The sequence below is a fragment of the Cellulosimicrobium cellulans genome (assembly GCF_007679345.1).
Classification (GTDB): Bacteria; Actinomycetota; Actinomycetes; order Actinomycetales; family Cellulomonadaceae; genus Cellulomonas; species Cellulomonas cellulans_A.
In genome coordinates this window covers 453,064-469,754 of the sequence record NZ_VEGH01000001.1, presented here as the reverse complement: position 1 = coordinate 469,754, position 16,691 = coordinate 453,064, and the positions used below count along the sequence as shown (strand labels likewise).

Annotated in this window: 18 protein-coding genes; 12 read left to right on the top strand and 6 right to left on the bottom strand. The window is 76.8% G+C overall.

Going from position 1 to position 16,691, the window contains the following annotated elements; genetic code table 11:
• Window positions 1–53: 53 nt before the first annotated feature.
• The 3 genes from FS882_RS02210 (at window position 54) to FS882_RS02200 (ending at window position 2,670) form a co-directional block, all read left to right on the top strand.
• A complete protein-coding gene (locus tag FS882_RS02210) occupies window positions 54–638 on the top strand; it encodes a hypothetical protein (protein ID WP_187365087.1) in 585 nt (194 codons plus the stop codon).
• Window positions 639–668: 30 nt separating this feature from the next.
• On the top strand, window positions 669–1,634 hold the full coding sequence (locus tag FS882_RS02205; protein ID WP_158370299.1) for an ATP-dependent DNA ligase: 966 nt from the start codon (window positions 669–671) through the stop codon (window positions 1,632–1,634).
• Window positions 1,635–1,716: 82 nt separating this feature from the next.
• Window positions 1,717–2,670, top strand: a complete 954-nt coding sequence (locus FS882_RS02200; RefSeq protein WP_187365086.1) for an ATP-dependent DNA ligase — start codon at window positions 1,717–1,719, stop codon at window positions 2,668–2,670.
• Window positions 2,671–2,806: 136 nt separating this feature from the next.
• Here the strand turns inward: FS882_RS02200 and FS882_RS02195 are convergent, their stop codons facing one another.
• Both FS882_RS02195 and FS882_RS02190 read right to left on the bottom strand, forming a co-directional pair.
• Entirely contained in the window at window positions 2,807–3,001 is a 195-nt protein-coding gene (locus FS882_RS02195; RefSeq protein WP_158370295.1) for a DUF2180 family protein, read from the bottom strand.
• 126 nt (window positions 3,002–3,127) lie between these two features.
• Window positions 3,128–4,036, bottom strand: coding sequence for a DUF368 domain-containing protein (locus tag FS882_RS02190; protein ID WP_158370293.1), 909 nt, complete (start codon window positions 4,034–4,036; stop codon window positions 3,128–3,130).
• A 162-nt stretch (window positions 4,037–4,198) separates the two neighbouring features.
• Here FS882_RS02190 and FS882_RS02185 point away from each other — a divergent pair, with 162 nt between their 5' ends.
• The 7 genes from FS882_RS02185 (at window position 4,199) to FS882_RS02160 (ending at window position 9,427) form a co-directional block, all read left to right on the top strand.
• A complete protein-coding gene (locus FS882_RS02185) occupies window positions 4,199–4,858 on the top strand; it encodes a hypothetical protein (RefSeq protein ID WP_158370291.1) in 660 nt (219 codons plus the stop codon).
• A 71-nt stretch (window positions 4,859–4,929) separates the two neighbouring features.
• The gene (locus FS882_RS02180; protein WP_158370289.1) at window positions 4,930–5,472 is read left to right on the top strand and encodes a hypothetical protein; all 543 of its coding nucleotides are present in this window, start codon (window positions 4,930–4,932) and stop codon (window positions 5,470–5,472) included.
• Window positions 5,469–6,071, top strand: coding sequence for a hypothetical protein (locus tag FS882_RS02175; RefSeq protein WP_158370287.1), 603 nt, complete (start codon window positions 5,469–5,471; stop codon window positions 6,069–6,071). The genes FS882_RS02180 and FS882_RS02175 overlap by 4 nt, the downstream gene beginning before the upstream one ends.
• Window positions 6,068–6,685 carry a hypothetical protein gene (locus tag FS882_RS02170; RefSeq protein ID WP_158370286.1) on the top strand — a complete coding sequence of 206 codons (618 nt, stop codon included), beginning with the start codon at window positions 6,068–6,070 and terminating at the stop codon, window positions 6,683–6,685. Before FS882_RS02175 ends, FS882_RS02170 begins: the two co-directional genes overlap by 4 nt.
• Window positions 6,682–8,154 (top strand): RCC1 domain-containing protein, encoded by a 1,473-nt coding sequence (locus FS882_RS02165; RefSeq protein ID WP_158370284.1) that lies wholly within the window; start codon window positions 6,682–6,684, stop codon window positions 8,152–8,154. The genes FS882_RS02170 and FS882_RS02165 overlap by 4 nt, the downstream gene beginning before the upstream one ends.
• Entirely contained in the window at window positions 8,151–8,840 is a 690-nt protein-coding gene (locus FS882_RS20810; protein ID WP_187365085.1) for a hypothetical protein, read from the top strand. The genes FS882_RS02165 and FS882_RS20810 overlap by 4 nt, the downstream gene beginning before the upstream one ends.
• Window positions 8,837–9,427, top strand: a complete 591-nt coding sequence (locus tag FS882_RS02160) for a signal peptidase I (RefSeq protein ID WP_187365084.1) — start codon at window positions 8,837–8,839, stop codon at window positions 9,425–9,427. The genes FS882_RS20810 and FS882_RS02160 overlap by 4 nt, the downstream gene beginning before the upstream one ends.
• A gap of 12 nt (window positions 9,428–9,439) precedes the next feature.
• Here FS882_RS02160 and FS882_RS02155 read toward each other — a convergent pair whose 3' ends face one another.
• On the bottom strand, window positions 9,440–10,123 hold the full coding sequence (locus FS882_RS02155) for a hypothetical protein (RefSeq protein ID WP_158370280.1): 684 nt from the start codon (window positions 10,121–10,123) through the stop codon (window positions 9,440–9,442).
• 135 nt (window positions 10,124–10,258) lie between these two features.
• Complete coding sequence (locus FS882_RS02150) at window positions 10,259–12,214, bottom strand: S1 family peptidase (RefSeq protein WP_158370278.1); 1,956 nt, start codon at window positions 12,212–12,214, stop codon at window positions 10,259–10,261.
• Between the two features lie 448 nt (window positions 12,215–12,662).
• On the opposite strand from FS882_RS02150, the gene FS882_RS02145 reads away from it, so the two are divergent.
• On the top strand, window positions 12,663–13,409 hold the full coding sequence (locus tag FS882_RS02145) for an SAM-dependent methyltransferase (protein ID WP_158370276.1): 747 nt from the start codon (window positions 12,663–12,665) through the stop codon (window positions 13,407–13,409).
• Between the two features lie 42 nt (window positions 13,410–13,451).
• Here the strand turns inward: FS882_RS02145 and FS882_RS02140 are convergent, their stop codons facing one another.
• Window positions 13,452–14,786, bottom strand: coding sequence for a hypothetical protein (locus tag FS882_RS02140; protein WP_158370274.1), 1,335 nt, complete (start codon window positions 14,784–14,786; stop codon window positions 13,452–13,454).
• A 342-nt stretch (window positions 14,787–15,128) separates the two neighbouring features.
• Window positions 15,129–15,704: a hypothetical protein gene (locus tag FS882_RS02135; RefSeq protein WP_158370272.1), complete on the bottom strand. Its 576-nt coding sequence runs from the start codon at window positions 15,702–15,704 to the stop codon at window positions 15,129–15,131.
• 313 nt (window positions 15,705–16,017) lie between these two features.
• On the opposite strand from FS882_RS02135, the gene FS882_RS02130 reads away from it, so the two are divergent.
• Window positions 16,018–16,638, top strand: coding sequence for a LysE family translocator (locus FS882_RS02130; RefSeq protein WP_158370270.1), 621 nt, complete (start codon window positions 16,018–16,020; stop codon window positions 16,636–16,638).
• Window positions 16,639–16,691 lie beyond the last annotated feature (53 nt).

Genomic DNA, 16,691 nt, shown 5'->3' with positions numbered 1-16,691 from the left:
AACGACGGCGCCCTGGCGCCGCACGACGACGACGGGAGGGGACGGAGATGCGGATGCTCGTGTCGCGGGTGGTCGCGGCGGCGATCGCCCTGACCGTCGGCGGCGTGCTCGGCGCCGGCGCCCTCGGCGCGTCGATCGCCCTGCCGACCGCGGGCGTCGACCTGCGCGCCGGCGCGGGCGGCCAGGTGCCCGTGCCCGTCCCGGCCCCCGGCGGCTCGTCGAGCTTCCACATCACGGCGCGCCCCGCGGACGGCGGCCCCGAGGCCCTCACGCTCGTGCTGGGCGACGCCACCGGTCCCGCCGACGCCCACCTCGAGCTCACCCTGAGCGACGACACGGGCGCGGTGCTGGCCACCGGGAGCACGCGCGGGCTGCGCGGTGCCGAGGTGGCGCTGGGGCCCGCGGGTGACGAGCCGGTGACCGTGCACGGCACCGCGACCCTGCCGGAGTCGGCCCCGGCGGCCGCGGCGGGCGGCACGGTGGTGCTCGGGGTGCGGGTCGCCGCCACCCCCGGCGGCCACCGCTGGTCGCCCGGCACCGGCGACCACGCCCCCGGCGGCCGCGGGACGGGCGCCGCGGTGCGCGTGGTCCGCACCGGGCCGGCGGTGCCGACGCCGCGCCCGGCCACGAGCGCCTGACCCGACCCGACCCGACCCGAGGAGACGCCCGTGCGCCACGCCCGCGAGGAGCCCGTCGAGCCGGCCCTGGCCCGCCCGGTCCGGAGCATCGCCGACACCCAGGGCCTGCCCGGCGGCACCGCCTGGGAGCCGAAGTGGGACGGGATGCGGGTGCTGGCGCTCGCGGACGGGGCCGCCACGGCGCTGCGCTCCCGGCACGGCGAGGACCTGACCCTGGCGTTCCCCGAGGTGGTCGCCGCGGTCGCGGCCCACGTCCCCGCGGGCACCGTGCTGGACGGCGAGCTCGTGGTGCGGCGGGACGGGCGGCTCGACTTCGGCGCGCTGCAGCACCGGCTCGCGACCAGCCGGACGGCGGGGTACGCCGCACGGCACGCCCCGGCGGAGTACCTGGCGTTCGACCTGCTGCTGCGCGAGCACGTCGACCGGCGCGACCAGCCGCTGCTCGAGCGGCGGCGGGCGCTCGCCGAGCTGGCGGAGCGCTGGCCGGCCGCGCTCTCGCTGTCGCCGCTGACGGCGGACGTCGACGTCGCGGCCGGCTGGTTCCGCGACCTCGCCGGCACCGGCGCCGACGGGCTCGTCGCCAAGGGCCTCGACCAGCCGTACCGCGGCGGCGCGCGCGACTGGCTCAAGGTCAAGCACCGCTCGGCCGTCGACCTCGTGGCCACGGCGGTGACCGGACCGGTCGACCAGCCGGACGCCCTGCTCCTCGCGCTGCCCGTCGGCGGGGAGCTGGTGCCCGTCGGCCGGTCCCGGGCCGTGGGTGCCGTCGCCGCCCTGGCTCTCGCGCGGGTGCTGACGCCGGTGGCGGGCCGCGGTGCGACCGCCGACCCGGGGTCCACCGTGGCCACGGCGATCGCGCCGCTCGTCGTCGAGGTCTCCGCGGACGTGCGCTGGTCCCGGGGCGCTCTGGCCGGTCCCGCGCAGTTCCTGCGCGCGCGACCCGAGCTGCACCCGGACGAGGTGGACCCGGACCCCGCCGGCCGGCCCGACGCCTGACGGGCGGCGGTCCGCTCACCCGTCCGAACGAAATCGGACGAAACGCCACATATCCGGAGGAAAGCGGGCGTACAGTTCGCGCGTGCCCCGCACCCCGGAGGACTCCAGCGGCCTGGCCCTGGCGCGCCCGGTGCCCGGCCTGCACGAGACCGTGGGGCTGCCCGGCGGCACGGCCTGGGAGCCCAAGTGGGACGGCATGCGGCTGCTCGCGCTCGCCGACGGCCCGCGCACGCTGCTGCGCTCCCGGCACGGCGCGGACCTGACCCCCGACTTCCCCGAGGTGGCGGGGGCCGTCGCGGCCCAGGTGCCGCCGGGGACCGTGCTCGACGGAGAGCTCGTGGTCCGGCGCTCCGGGCGCGTCGACTTCGGCGCCCTCCAGCGCCGGGCCGCGGCCGCCCGGCCCGACGCCTTCGCCGCGCAGCTGCCGGCCGAGTTCGTCGTGTTCGACGTCATCCAGCGCGAGCACGTCGACCTGCGGCCCCAGCCGTTCATCGAGCGGCGGATCGCGTTGGAGGAGCTCGCCGCCGGGTGGTCCGGTGCCCTGTCGACGTCCCCGCTGACCGGCGACGTCGACCTGGCGGCGCGCTGGTTCCGGGACCTCGCCGGGCTGGGGGTCGACGGCCTGGTGGCCAAGGGCCTCGACCAGCCCTACCGGCCCGGGACGCGGGACTGGCGCAAGGTCAAGCACCGGTCGGTGGTCGACCTGGTGGCCACCGCGGTCACCGGTTCCGCCGTCCAGCCGGGTGCGCTGCTGCTGGCGCTGCCCCTCGACGGCGAGCTGGTCCTGGTCGGGAGGTCCGGGTCGCTCGGCCTGGCGGCGGGGCTCGCGCTCGGGCGGCAGATCACGCCCCTCGCGCCGCCGGGAGGCGCGCCGTCCGCGATCGCGACCCGGATCGCGCCGCTGGTCGTCGAGGTGTCCGCGGACGTGCCGTGGGCCGACGGGGCGCTGGCGCGGCCGGCGCAGTTCCTGCGCGCGCGGCCCGAGCTCCACCCGGTCGAGGTGGAGCCGGACGCGGTCCTGGTGGCCTGCGGCTGAGCGTGGCGCCGGGCTCCGCCGCACCCCCCGACGGCCCGGCTACCTCGGAGCGCCGAGCCGGGCCCGGCGGCCTGCAGTCGCGATCCGGCGGCCGGTGGTCGCCCCCGGGCGGGTGGTCGCGACCGGGGGCCGGTGGTCAGGGCCGGGCGCACGCCAGGCAGTGCAGCACCCGGCGGTCGGGGCCCGCGCTGGGCGCGCCCACGGCGTTCGTGCGCACCCCGGACACGGTGCGCTGCGCGACGTGCGCGGCGCACACGCCGGCCCCGCAGGCCTGGCACATCGCCACGGCGGGCACCTCCTGGCCGGTCCGCGCGTCCTCGAAGCAGTGCATGGGTTCTCCTCGTGCTCGTTACTGGAATGACTCCAGAATAAGCCGGGCGCGCGGAGCGGGCCGGGTCGTCCTCATCGTGGGACGGAACGCCGTGGCCTGGGGCGACGCCCGCCGGGGACCGGGTGGTCAGACGGCGGCGGGCAGCGCCCGCGATCGCCGTTCCGCGGCGATCAGCCCCAGCACCGCGGCCGCGCCGAGGACGAACATCGCCGCCGCGAGCCCCGCCTGGTCACCGGGTGCGAGCAGCGTCCGGTCGTCCTCCTGCCACGGCCAGAGCGCCCGAAGGGCCCCGGCCATCACGCCCGACAGCAGCACGAGGGCCGGGCGGCGCCGGTGCTCGAGCAGCCACTGCAGGGCCTTCACGAAGCACGCCAGCCCGAGCACCATCCCGGCGAGGAACACCGCGACGTAGCCCCAGTCCCGGTCGTTCACCGCGGCGAGCGTCGGCTGGTACAGCCCGAACGTCAGCAGCAGGAACGAGCCGGACGTCCCGGGCAGCGCCAGGGCGCACGCGGCGACGGCCGCCGCGACCAGCACCACCGGGTAGGTCGGGGTCAGGTGCTGCGGCGGCAGGCCGACGAGCACGAACACGACCGCCGCCACGACGAGCGCCCGGGCGACCTCGCCGGCCGACCACCCAGCGCCCGCCATCCGCACCGGCACCACCAGTGCCGCCGCGGTCATGCCGAGGAACAGCCCGTACAGCGGGACCGGGTGCTCCTCCAGCATCGGGGCGAGGAACCGCACCGTGACCAGCAGCCCGGGCACGATGCCGATCAGCAGCGGCACGATCACCGACCAGCGCACCCGTGCCAGCTCGGTGCGGGCGCGGGCGCGGTCCGTGAGCGCGAGCCGCGCAGCGGTCACCGCGTGGCCCGCTCCGGTCACCGCGGTCTCGTAGACGCCGGTCACCAGGGCGACGGTGCCGCCGCTGATGCCGGGGAGGGCCTCGGCGCCGCCGACGAGGACGCCGCGGGCGAGCGACCAGAGGGTGGCGGAGCGGGACGTGGTGGCGGCGGGGGCGTCGTCGGGCACCCGTCGACGCTACGGGTGGTGAGTGGTCCAGCGCCGCGGCCGGGAGCACCTACGCAGCGCCGGCCCGACCCGGCAGTCACCCGAAAGGGGTAGTCGTCACCCATTCCCGCGCGTAGTGTGATCTGCGCCACACTGACTCCTGCAGCCGCGTTGGGGGACGAGATGAGCACCGAGACCGTCGTGGACAAGGCACGGCAGCGCAAGGCGCTGCTGGCCTGGGGGTCGCTCGCCGCGGCTGCCGCCCTGATCACCACCGCAGCGTTCACCGACGCCGCCCACCTGAACCTGGGCACCAACGGCATCGGCGGCGCGGACAGCACCTACAACATCCAGGTGGGCGCCACGGACGCGGAGGGCGCGTTCATCGCCGGCCAGTGGCAGGAGGCCGACGACCCCGCGGGCGTGCCGATCGCCATCGACGGCGCCCAGGCCGTGTTCCCGGGGTCCGACCCGATCAGCGTCGTCATCCCGGTGCGCAACGACTCGCCGGTGTTCAACTCGTCGCTCACGCTGACGCTGAGCCAGCTGCCCGACGACGCGGCGAACGGCGTGGTCACCGACGCGAACTACCTGTCGAGCCTCCGGTTCAGCATCAGCATGCCCGCCACCTCGCTGGGCGCCACCGCGATCGCCGAGACGGACCTGACGTTCGCCGAGGTGTCGGCGCTGGCGCTGAACGACCTGGCGGCCGACGAGGAGAGCACGGTCACCATCGCGATCCGGCTGCTGTCGCAGACCGAGTCCGGCGCGACCTTCCCCGACAACGACCTGTCCGGCAAGGGCGCCTTCCTGCAGGCGACCTTCGACGGCGAGTCCGTCTGACCCGGATCGTCGTCACCCGGTCGGGCGGCCCGTCGGCGGCCCGGCCGGGCCCCGGACCCGGAGGAGGTCGGATGCGCGCGTCGCTGCGCCGTGCTGCGGTGCTCGTGGTCCCGGTGTGCCTGCTCGTCGCGGTCACGGCGGCCCAGGTCGTCGAGCGCGAGGACGTCCGCGTGGAGTTCACCGGGGTGACGTTCGCCCTGGAGTCCGCGGCCGGCACCGCCCCGGACTGGCAGCCCGCCGCAGCGGACTGGCACCCGAGCACCGCGCCGTGGGACCTCGTGCTCGCCGAGGACACGCTGCCCCCGGGCGGCACGCTCGACGTGCGGGTCGCGGTGCGCAACGCCTCGGGCACGCCCGCCGACGTGGTGCTCGACCTCGTGGACCCGGACCCGGAGACCGGCGACCTGTTCGCCGCGCTGCAGGTGACCGTCGCCGAGGACGGCGCCGTCCTGGCGGCCGGTCCCGCGGACACCATCCGGGTGCCCCTGGCGGGCGAGGTGGGGGCCGACCGCGCCGACGAGCGGGTGCTCGACCTGAGCATCACCCTGCCGCTGAACACCTTGCCCGACTGGCGCACCGGGGTGCAGGTCGCGTTCGAGGGGACGAGCCGGTGACCGCGCGGAGGTGGCGACCGGCCACGCGGACGGGATTCGACCGGCGGGCGCTGGCCCTCGCGGCCGCCGCCGGGGTCGTCCTGCTGGTCGGCGGCACCGCGATCACGGACGCGGCGTTCACCGACGCCGCCGAGGCCGACCTCGGGAACCTCGGCGGGGCGTACGACATCGCCTTCCTCGACACCACCGGGACCGTCGTGCAGGGCAACCCGGACCCGTACGTGATCGACACCGTGGTCCCGGGTCCGGGCGGGGCGCCGGCGGTCGAGGCCGACGTCGTGACGACGACGCCCGCCACCGGCCCGGTCGTGCTCACGCTGCTGAACCTGAGGCCCGAGCCGCTGCCGCCCGACCCCGGCGTCGACGGGCCGGGCGCCGAACCGTACGACGTCGCGCTGTTCACCGTCGCCGTCGACGGCGAGCCGGTCGTCACCGACCACGACCCCGATGACGGACCGGTCGCGCTGCCCGGCGAGTGGACCCAGGGCGTGGCCCGGCGCGTCCAGGTGTCGGTGACGCTCGAGACGGCGCTCGGCAACCCCTACTACTACGGCCGGGCGATGGTCCTCGGCCTGCAGTTCGACGGGAGCACCTCATGATCGCCGTGGGCGCGGTGCTGCTCGCCGCCGCGCTGACCGCCGGCGGGATCGCCCTGCCCGGCGCGGCCGGCCCGGACCTGGTGTCCGGGTCGACGACCACCGTGCAGGTCGCCGTGCCCTACCCGGGCCACAGCACCGGCTTCGACGTCACCGCCCGGCCCGCCGACGCCACCGCCCCGACCGACCTGGTCCTCGTCGTCGAGGGCGGGACCGGGCCGCTCGCCGACGGGCCGGACGCGCTGCAGCTCACCCTCAGCGACCCGGCGGGCGACGTGCTGGCGGAGGGCACCGCCGCGGAGCTGGGGGCGACGCCCGTCGACCTCGGTGTCCTGCCCGCCGAGGGGATCACCGTGCGCGGCACCGCGACGCTGCCGGCGACGGCGACCGACGCGGTGCAGGGGGTGGGGCTGACGCTCACCTTCGGGCTGGTGGCCACGCAGGAGTCGCCGCCCGGCGCGCCGCCCGCACCGCCGTTCCAGTCCGAGGTCCTCGCCACCACCGGCGGGCAGGTGCTCGCGCTGGTGCTGCTGGCCGCCGCGCTCACCGCGACGGGCCTGCTGCTGCGCGTCGTGCACCGGCGCCGCGCCGCTGCGACCAGGGGGGCGGGATCGTGAGGCCCGCCCGCGTCCGTAGCCGCCGCCGCGGCGCTCGCCGCGTCCTGGCCGGCACCGCCGGACTGGTCCTCCTCGGGCTGGCCGCCACGGCGGTGCCGGCGACCACCGCGGCGTACACCGACCGCGCCACCGCCACGACCGACGTGTTCCGCACCCCCACCACCACGTTCGTCCCCCAGGTGACCTACCTCAACGGCACCTTCACCGCCGTGCAGGACGACGGCACGCTGGCGATCTGGGGCTTCCGGGGCAACGGGCTGTCCGGGACCGGGGCCGCCACCGTCGCGTCGAACGCGGCGGTCACCCTGCTGACCCTGCCGTCCGACGACCACCCCGACGGCGCGCGGCGGGTGGTCGAGACCGCCGGCACCAGCCTCGACAACTTCTACCCCACGAACGTGGCGTACACGGGGATCGCGGCCCTGTCCGACGACGGTCGGGTCTACACCTGGGGCGGCAACCAGTCCAACAACGTGATGGGCCGGCCGAGCACCACCGTCCCGTTCACCCAGCCGGGCCAGGTCGACATCCCGGGCACGGTCGTCGACCTCACGTCCTCGTCCGGCGTGTTCATGGCACTCACGGACACCGGCGACGTCTACACCTGGGGCTACGCCCAGGCCCGCGGCATCACGGGCCAAGGCGGTTCCTCGACCTCCAGCGCCACCCCGACCCGCATCCTCACCGGGGTGCACTCCATCGGCGCCGGCATGTGGAACGGCTGGGCGATCCGCGGGAACACCGACCCCGCCGACCCGCTCAGCGGCGTGCTCTGGTGGGGGTTCTCGAACGCCGCCGGCACGCTGGCCGGCGCCCCTGGCGGCGACAACACCACCGCCAACGCGAACAGCCCGATCCAGTCGGCCTCCCTGTCCACCTACACCACCTCGGGCTGCGAGGCCGTCGGCGTCGTGGCGAACTCGCCCGAGGACACCTGCGGCATCCGGTCGCTGACCGGGCACTACTACGGCAATCAGGCCATCCTCGCCGACGGGACCGTGCTCGGCTGGGGCAACGCGAGCTTCTGGGGCACCGGGCGGCCCAGCGGCACGGCCGCGGTGAACAACACCCCGACCCCGGTCGAGATGCCGATCGGAGCGCAGATGATCGCCCCCACCGTGGACTACGTGATCGCGCTCGACACGCAGGGCTACGCCTGGGTCTGGGGTCGGTACACCCTGGCGGGCGGCCTGGACCCGGCCACCGGCGGCGCGTCGACCACCAACCCCACCCTGCCGACCCGGCTCGACTCGCTCGGCGTGGTCGAGTCCGTCGCCGGCACCGGGTACACGGGCGCGGCCCTGCGCGCGGACGGGTCGATCGGGCTCTGGGGCGGCGGGCAGCAGGGAGCGCGCAACAACACCAACTCCCTGGTGCGGGACGGGTTCGCGACCACGAGCACGCCCACCGGGTCGAACCAGGGCCTGACGAACCTGATCATGCCGGGCACCGTGGCGGCGACGTCATGAGCCGCGCGCCCCGGGGGAGCGCACGCGGACCCCGGCCCCCCCGGTGGCCGGCACGGCGCCGGCTGGCGCCGCTCGCGGCGTTCGCGCTCGTGCTGGTCGCCGGCACCGTCGCCACCGCGGCGGCGTTCACCGACGCCGCCCACCTGAACCTCGGCACGGAGGGCGTCGGCTCGGCCGACCCGTTCGAGATCGTGCTGGTGGACGCCGGCGGCGTCGCGCACGACGCCGAGCCCGGCGCGCCGATGCCGGTCGACGTCCCGGACCGCGACGCGCTGGTCCCGGGCCGGACGGTGCAGTCCCAGGTCCGGGTGGCGGCGAACCACCCGGAGCTCGCCGCCGACGTGCTGGCGACGGTGGCGGGGGAGGCGGTGGCCGGCACCCCCGACATCACCCCGTACCTCCGCGTCACCGTCCTCGGCCCGGGCGGCGAGGTGCTGCTCGGTACCGGCCCGGACGACCCGCAGGGCGGCGTGCCGCTCGGCGCGACCGCCGACCTCGGCGTGCTGGCCGCGCGGGCCGCCGACCCCGTCGAGGACGGGGAGCCGTGGACGGCGGGGGCCGCGGGGTCCGACACCACGCTCACCCTGCTGGTGCACTACCTCGAGGACCCGGCCACGACCGCCCTCAACGGGGGCCAGGCGCACCTGACGGTGCGGTTCGACGCGACGTCCGTGGCTGCCGCGTGACGGCGACCGACCGGCCGACGCGCGTCCTGCTCGGCGCGCAGCGGGTGCTGCTCGACGTGGCCGCCGTCGTCGGCGTCCTCAGCCTCCTGGCGGTCGTGCTGTGCCTGCTGCTCTCCGTCCGGCCGGCGATCGTCGTGTCCGGCTCGATGGAGCCCACCATCCCGGTGGGGGCGCTCACCCTGGCCCGCACCGTGCCGGCGGACACCGTCGCGGTCGGCGACGTCGTGACCGTCCCGCGCCACGAGCGCGACGGCCTGGTCACCCACCGGGTCGTGCAGGTCACGCCTGCCGGCACGGTCGCCGGCACCTCGGGCGGGACCGCGGTCGAGCTGGTGCTGCAGGGCGACGCGAACGACGAGCGAGACGCCCGGCCGTACACCGTGACCGAGGTGGGGCGGGTGCTGTGGACGGTGCCGGGCCTGGGCCGGGCGGTCGCGGCGCTGCAGCAGCACGTCGTGCTGGCTGTCGCGGTGCTCGTCGGGATCACGGCGCTGGCGACGTACCCCGTCCGGGCGGGGAAGCAGAACGGCCGGGCCCGTGGAGGCGAGTCCGCGGGCCCGGCTGCCGAAAGCCCGGCCGAACCATGACGACGTGCGGCGTCAGCCGGTGGCCCGTCGGCGCCGGCTGCGCAGGTACGCGCCCGCCGCGAGCAGCAGGGCGGCGAGCAGCCCGGCCCACGGCCCGGCGCCGGTGACCGCGAGGTCGCCGCCGCCGGGCGGCCCGACCGGCGGGGGCACGGCCTCTCCGCCACCCCCACCGCCGTCGAGGTAGCTCACCGTGAAGGTCGCCGTCACGGCGAGCGTCTGGCCGGGGTCGCCCGTGACGAGGCTCGGGTCGGGCAGCGAGACGCGCACCGGGATGACGGCGGGCCGCTCCGCGCTGACGGCGGGCACGCGGGTGAGGGCGTCGCCGTAGGGGACCGGCTCGGCGAGCGTCCCGGCGGAGTGCCACCGCGCCACCTGCCCGTCGGCGCCGACCTCGCCGTAGTGCACCGCCAGCGCGCCCGCCAGGGACGCGGAGGTGGCGTGGTCGACGGCGAGGACGCCGTCGTACGGCACCGGGGCCACCGAGGTCCCCTGCACCTCCCAGAGTCCGGTGACGGCGTCGCCGGGGACCGTGAGGTCGGCGAAACCCTCGGCGTCCGCGGCTCCCGCGGGGTGGAACGCCCGCACGCCCGGTGCCGCGGTGCGGACGACGGCGGCGAGCACGCCGGCCCCGGTGACCGCCATCTCGACGACCTCCGCGGGGGTCGCGTCCTGGTCGGCGACGGCCGCGAACCGCACGAAGCGGCCGGTCGGCCGGGCGAGGACCTGCCCGACCCGACACGCCCCCGCGGCCGCACGCGCGACGCCGAGAGGGCAGGAGGTGCGGGCCTCCCGGCCGGGAAGCGCGCACCTCCTGCCCTCTCAGCGCACCGGCTACGCCGCGGAACGGCGCGCGGCGTAGGTCGCGGCGGCGCCGCCCAGCAGCAGGACCGCCGCGATCGCGGCGATCAGGCCGGCCGTCCCGGCACCCGTCCGGGCGAGCGGGTCGTCGGTCGCCGTCACCGCGGGCGCGGCGGTCGCGGTGACGGTGATCCCGACCGCGGTCGCGTCGCTGACCGCGCCGTTGATGGTCTGGGTCGCGGCGATGACGTGGTGACCCGCGCCGAGCGCGTCGCCGAGCGCCAGGGCCCAGCCGCCCGCCGTGACGTCCGCCGGCACCGCCGCGCGGTCGCCGACGGTGACCTCGACGGTGGCGCCGTCCAGGCCGGTCCCGGAGACGGTGGTCGGGGCGGCGCCCTCGGGGAAGGTCGCGCCGTCGTCGAGGCCGGTGATCGCGGGCGCGACCGGGACGACCTCGAAGGCGTTCGTCATGGGCACCGACGGCACGCCGCTGACCTGGGCCACGGTGACCGAGTACCGGCCGTAGGACAGGTCGACGGGGTGCTCCCAGGTGCCGTCGTCGGCGACCACGAGCGTCGCGGCGACCGCGCCGGACAGCTCGACCGTCTCGCCCGGCTCTCCGACGCCGGCGATCCGCTGCAGGGCGGTCAGGACCCGCTCGCCGTCACCGGGGCGGGTCACGACGGTGGCCGGCACGACGTCGTAGGCGATCTGCACCGCCGGGGACGCCGAGTACCCGCTCCGGGCGACCAGCGTGTAGGAGACGGGGCCGCGGGTGGTGGGCGCGGCGAACGACCAGGTGCCGTCGGCGGCGACGGTCACGGTCTGCGGCGCCTCCCGGTCGCTGTCGACCGACAGCACCGTGCCCGCGGGGGCGGTGCCGCTGATCATGGCCCCGGGCACGATCGTCGCGCCGGACGCCGGTCCGGTGAGGACGGGCGCGGCGAGGTCGAGCGCCACCGTGTACCCGCCGGTGCGGGCCAGGGCGGTCTCCAGGTCCGCGGCGAACATCACCGGCTGCCCGCCGGCCGTGGTGCCGCCGGACACCAGCCCGATCGCGGTGCCGCCCTGCAGCACGGCGCCGCCGGAGTCGCCGCTGTCGGACACGACGGCGCTGAAGAACCCGTACACGTAGCGGCCCGAGACCTCGGCCCAGCCGGAGGACAGCGCGGTCCCGGAGGTGAACCCGGTCGTCCGGCCGCTCTTCACCACCGGCTGGCCCAGCTGCGCGCGGCCGACGGCGGTCACGGGCCGGGTCGACAGCGACAGGTCGGACACGGTGGTCCAGTCGGTGACGGCGGGCCGCAGCGTCAGGCCGGCGTTGGTCACGTCGATCACGGAGACGTCCGTGCTCGCGGTGTCGCCGTCGCTGCCGTGCGTGTTGCCGGGCCCGCCGTACTGCGCGAAGCCGAGCGTGCCGAGCGGCGCGAGCACATCGAACGCGGAGCCGCCACCGGCGGGGTCGCCCGCCGGGACCGACAGGACGCTCTCGGAGAACAGCCCGTCCTTGGCGCAGTGCCCGGCCGAGATCACGGCGGGCGCCCCCGAGGGGGTGAACCCGGAGAACCCGATCGAGCACAGCCCGACGGGGACGTCCTCGGAGTCGCCGTCCAGGGACGCCGGGTCGAACGACGCGTAGCCCGCGCCGCCCACGACGTCGGTCGCGGCCAGCGCCTCCACGGGGCCGTCCAGCACGAGCACGTCGACGTTCCGGTGCTCGTCGACGAACTGCTCCGCCTCCGCGGGCAGGTCCCCGACGTCCTCCGTGGTCGCCACGACGACGGTGCCGTCGGCGTCCACCGTCACCGCCTCGACGCCGTCGAGCGCGAGCAGCGCCCGCGCGGTCGCGTCGAACTCCGCGCCGGACGTCGGCGTCACCGCGTCGCCGTCCTCGGCGAACGCCGCGGTGCCGACGGCACCGGTCAGGCTCGCCGCGGCGAGCGTCCCCACGGCCAGGAACGTGACCCGGCCCTTCCACCTTGCTGACATGACGGATCCTCACCCTCGTCGGCGGCCCCCCGCGCGCCCCACGTGGTGCTCCGACGCCCTGCGCTCTCCGAGCGCGGCGAGCGACGCCGACCAGGTGGGACGCGTCGAACGCTAGGGCGGCGCAGACGCCACTCAAGAAGCCGCGAAGGCGCGTTGGAGTGGGTGGCAGCGGGGACGGTCCCGGGAGCCCGGGCAGGGGTCCGCACCGGCGAGTCCGGGTCCCGGGCGGCTGCGACCGCGGCCGCTAGCGTCCCGTGCGTGGACCCCCGGTCCTGCCCTGTAGGTGTGGCAACCGCGACGGGGCCGGGGGCCCAGCCGCGGACGCGCCCGACATGGTCCATCCGGCGCGGGGTCCGGCGTCGGCCCCCGGGAATCCCCTGGTCCGCCACGGTGCGGCGCCGGTAGCGTCCCGCGCACCCCCCACCCGCGACCCCGCCAGGAGCCGGCCTTGGACATCCCCCGCATCTTCACCGTGCGCGAGAGCGAGCACCGGATCCACAACCCGTTCACCGCCCAGCAGTACGCCGTGCTCGGCGAGGCGCTGCGGCTCGCGCCCGGGTCGACGGCGCTGGACCTGGCCAGCGGCTCGGGCGAGATGCTGTGCACCTGGGCGCGGGACCACGGCCTCACCGGCACCGGCGTTGACCTCAGCGTCACGTTCACCGAGCGCGCCCGCGCGCGCGCCGTCGAGCTCGGCGTCGCGGACCGCGTCACGTTCGTGCACGGGGATGCCGCCGGGTGGCGCAGCGACGAGCCCGTCGACCTCGCGGCCTGCGTGGGTGCGACGTGGATCGGCGGGGGCGTCGCCGGGACCGTCGCGCTGCTGCAGCAGAGCCTGCGCCCCGGTGGCACGATGCTGATCGGCGAGCCCTACTGGCGGGTCACGCCCCCGGACCGCGCCACCGCCGAGGCCTGCGGTGCCGCCGCACCCGACGACTTCCTGCCCCTGCCGCAGCTGCTCGCGCACCTCGGCGGGCTCGGCTACGACGTGGTCGAGATGGTGCTCGCCGACCAGCAGTCCTGGGACCGGTACCAGGCGGCGCAGTGGCTCACGATGCGTCGCTGGCTCGACGAGCACCCGGACGACGAGCTCGCCGCGGAGGTCCGCGACGAGCTCGCGACCGGGCCCGCGCGGTACGCCGCGACCACGCGGGAGCACGTCGGCTGGGGGGTGTTCGCCCTCCAGATGCGCTGACGGACGACGGGAACCGGTCGGGAGACGCGCCGGGTCGGTCCGTCAGGGGCACACCTCGGCCGCGCAGCCGCTGACCACGGTGGAGTCGTGCACGCCCATGACGAGCACGCCCGCCGTGTCCGCGTCGCCGACCTGCGCCGTGACCGGTCCCGTCCCGCCGACGACGAGGTTGGAGTCCTCGTCGGAGATGACGTTGCCGTCGCCCGAGGTGTGCACGGACAGGTCGTCGAAGCCGTCGCCGGAGACCGAGAGCGAGGTGCTGCCGGCCGGCGCGGGGGTGGCCGGGGTCGGCGACGTCGCGACCCCCGCACCCTGGGCCGGTGCGCTCGTCCCCGCCGGGGCCGTGGCCGCGTCGTCGGGGCTCTCCGGCTCCACGGACTCCTCCTCCTCGGGCTCCTCGCCCGGCTCGTCCTCGACGCCGCCGGAGGCTCCGGACCGGATCACCGACCCCGTCACGTCGACCGCGTTGATCCCGCTGGAGTCGGTGTCGCCGGTGTTCGCGTCGATGCGCCCGACATGGTCCACGAACAGGTTGGCGTCGTCGTAGGCGATGAGGTTGCGGTCGCCGCCGACGCGCAGGGAGTGGTCCTCGTAGCCGGAGAACGCGACGTGGTCGAACGTGGCCTGCGCGGCCACGCGGGGATCGGGCATCGCGCCCTGGGCGACGGAGACCGCCCCGGTCGCCGCCCCGGTCGCCGTCGCGGCCGTCGGTCCGGTCGTCGGTCCGGTCGTCGTCCGGACGGACGTGAGGCCCGGCTGCGCGGAGGTCGACGAGCCCGGCGTCGCACCCGACCCGTCCGGGGTGGTCGCCACCACCGACCCCTGCGGCTCCAGGACGACCGCCCCGCCGGTCGAGGCGTCGCCCGTGTTCGCGACGAGCTGCCCGTCCGGCCCCACCAGGACGACGGCGCCGTCGCTCGCGACGACCTGCAGCCAGGAGACCCAGGTCGAGGGCGCGGAGGGTGCGAGCGCGGACGCGGCTCCGCCACCCGGCGTGCGCAGCGGAACCGCGTCCGCGTCTGCGGACGGCCGGTCGCCGGGCGCGCGGGGGGCCGGGACGGCGGTGGGTCGGGCGGGCGCCGTCGCGGGCGCCACGGCCATGACCCGCACGGCGTCGGTCAGTCGGTCGGCGGGCAGCGCAGCCGCCTCCGGCACCGTGACCACCACGACCGTCGGTGCGGGGGCAGACTCGGGAGCGGCCGCGGGCGGGGTCGGTTCGGGCGCGAGGCTCGCTGCGGTCGCCGGTGCCGCCGGGCCTGGCGCGGCGTCCGCCCGGGTGAGGTCGCTGAGGATCCACCCGGCCAGGCAGCAGGTGGTTGCGAACAGGATCCACAGCAGGGCGGATCGCGGTGGGGTGCGCGTGCTCGTCTCGGTCATGGTCGAACGCCTCCGGCGTCTGCGCGAGGTCAGTGAGGGAGGGGTTCGGCGCCGGGGGCGCGCCGGTACCCGGACAAGGGCCGCGGTCGATCGCGGTCCAGTGGCGGCTCACGGCGCGCCGGGCCTCGGCAGCGTTCCGGGCGTGCATCTCCCTCGACGCGGTCAGGCGCACCTGGCCCAGCATGTCGCCCGACCTCGCGGCGGGCCGCTCCCGTTCGGGCGCGCGGCCCAGGCCGCGCCGGCCGTGGACGCCGTACCCCTGCTGCCGCCTCGCGGCCCCCGCCCCGCGCTTCCCGGCCCGCGCTCCCCTCGCCGGTCCTCCGGCGCGGACGAAGGGCCGGGTCAGGCCGCCGGCAGCCCGCGGTCGGCGAGCGCCCGCGCCAGCAGCGCCTCGTCCGTCCCCACGGCGGCGAGCCGCGCGCGGACGGCCCGCTCCCGGTCCCGCTGACCGCGCAGCAGCACGGTCGCGAGCTGGACCTCCAGGGGGACGACCGGAACCTCCTGCCCCCGCCAGCCGATCGTGCGTCGGGTCGCCCACACCCCGGTCCCCATCGTCTCGACGACGGCCGGCGCGGGGACATCGGCGCGGATCCGCGCGATCTCGAGCGTCCCGCCGTCGACGCACCAGCGGCCGAACAGCCACTGCCGGTCGGGCGTCGCGGCCAGGGGGCGATCGGGTGTGCTCCGGAACGTCGCGAGGTCCGCCGTACCCGGGCCCGGGACGGCGAACGCCGTCAGCCGCTCGGCGAGGGCCCGCACGGCGTCGTCCGTGGTGCCCGGGTGCACGAGCACGTCGACGTCACCCGGCTCGACGGCGACGCCCTGCACCCGGGTGGCGGCGCTGCCGACGAGCATCCACGGGACGTCCTCGTCGGCGATCGCGAGGTAGGCCTCGAGCGCGCGCTCCCAACCCGGCACCCGTCCTCCCCTCCGCGAACTCGGTCACGTCGTCCCGACGCTAGCGCTCCGCGGCTGCTGCCCCGTGGGCCGCCGGCACGCAGCGCGATCGACGCCGCTCCACCTACGCACTGGTCGTCGGCACCACCCGGGCGCGGCGGACCTCCCGTCGCAGCCCTGCGCCGTTCGTACGCTCGGCGCGGACATCAGGTGCGCACCGCGTGCGGTGCGCGGTGGAGGAGGTCGACGTGGGTGACGAGCGGGACGACCGGGACATCGGGGCGGTGTCCCCGGCTCACGCGACGATCCCGGGACGGCGTCGATCGGGGGCGCGGTGTCCTGGTCGTTCCTGATCACGAGCCTGGTGGTGGTCGCGACGCCCGGGACGGGGGTGGTCTACACCCTCGGCGCCGGGCTGGTCCGCGGGCGCCGCGCGGCGGTCTGGGCCGCCTTCGCCTGCACCCTGGGCATCGTGCCGCACCTGCTCGCGGCGATCAGCGGCCTCGCGGCGGTGCTGCACGCGAGCGCCGCGCTCTACGGGGTGGTCGTGTGGGCCGGCGTCGCCTACCTGCTGCACCTCGCCTGGAGCACGTGGCGCTCCGCGGGGGGTGAGGGGCTGGGTGTGGACGGGGTCGCGGCACGCACCCCGGGTGGAGTCCTCCGCGACGGGATCGTCCTCAACGTGCTCAACCCGAAGCTGACGGTGTTCTTCGTCGCGTTCCTGCCGCAGTTCGTCGGCGGCACCCGCCCGGCGGAGGCCACGGTCCAGATGGCCGCGCTGGGTGCGCTGTTCATGATGATGACGTGGGTCGTGTTCGCGGTCTACGGGATCACCGCCTCGGTACTCCGGCCTGTCCTGATCCGTCGGCCGAGCCTGCTCGCCGCGGTGATGAAGGGCTTCTCGGGCTGCTACGTGCTCCTCGCGGTGGTGCTGGCCGTCGAGCACCTGCGGTGACGCTGTCTCCGCAGCTCCGGCGCCCGCCCGCCCTTGCGCCTCGCGACGTGCCG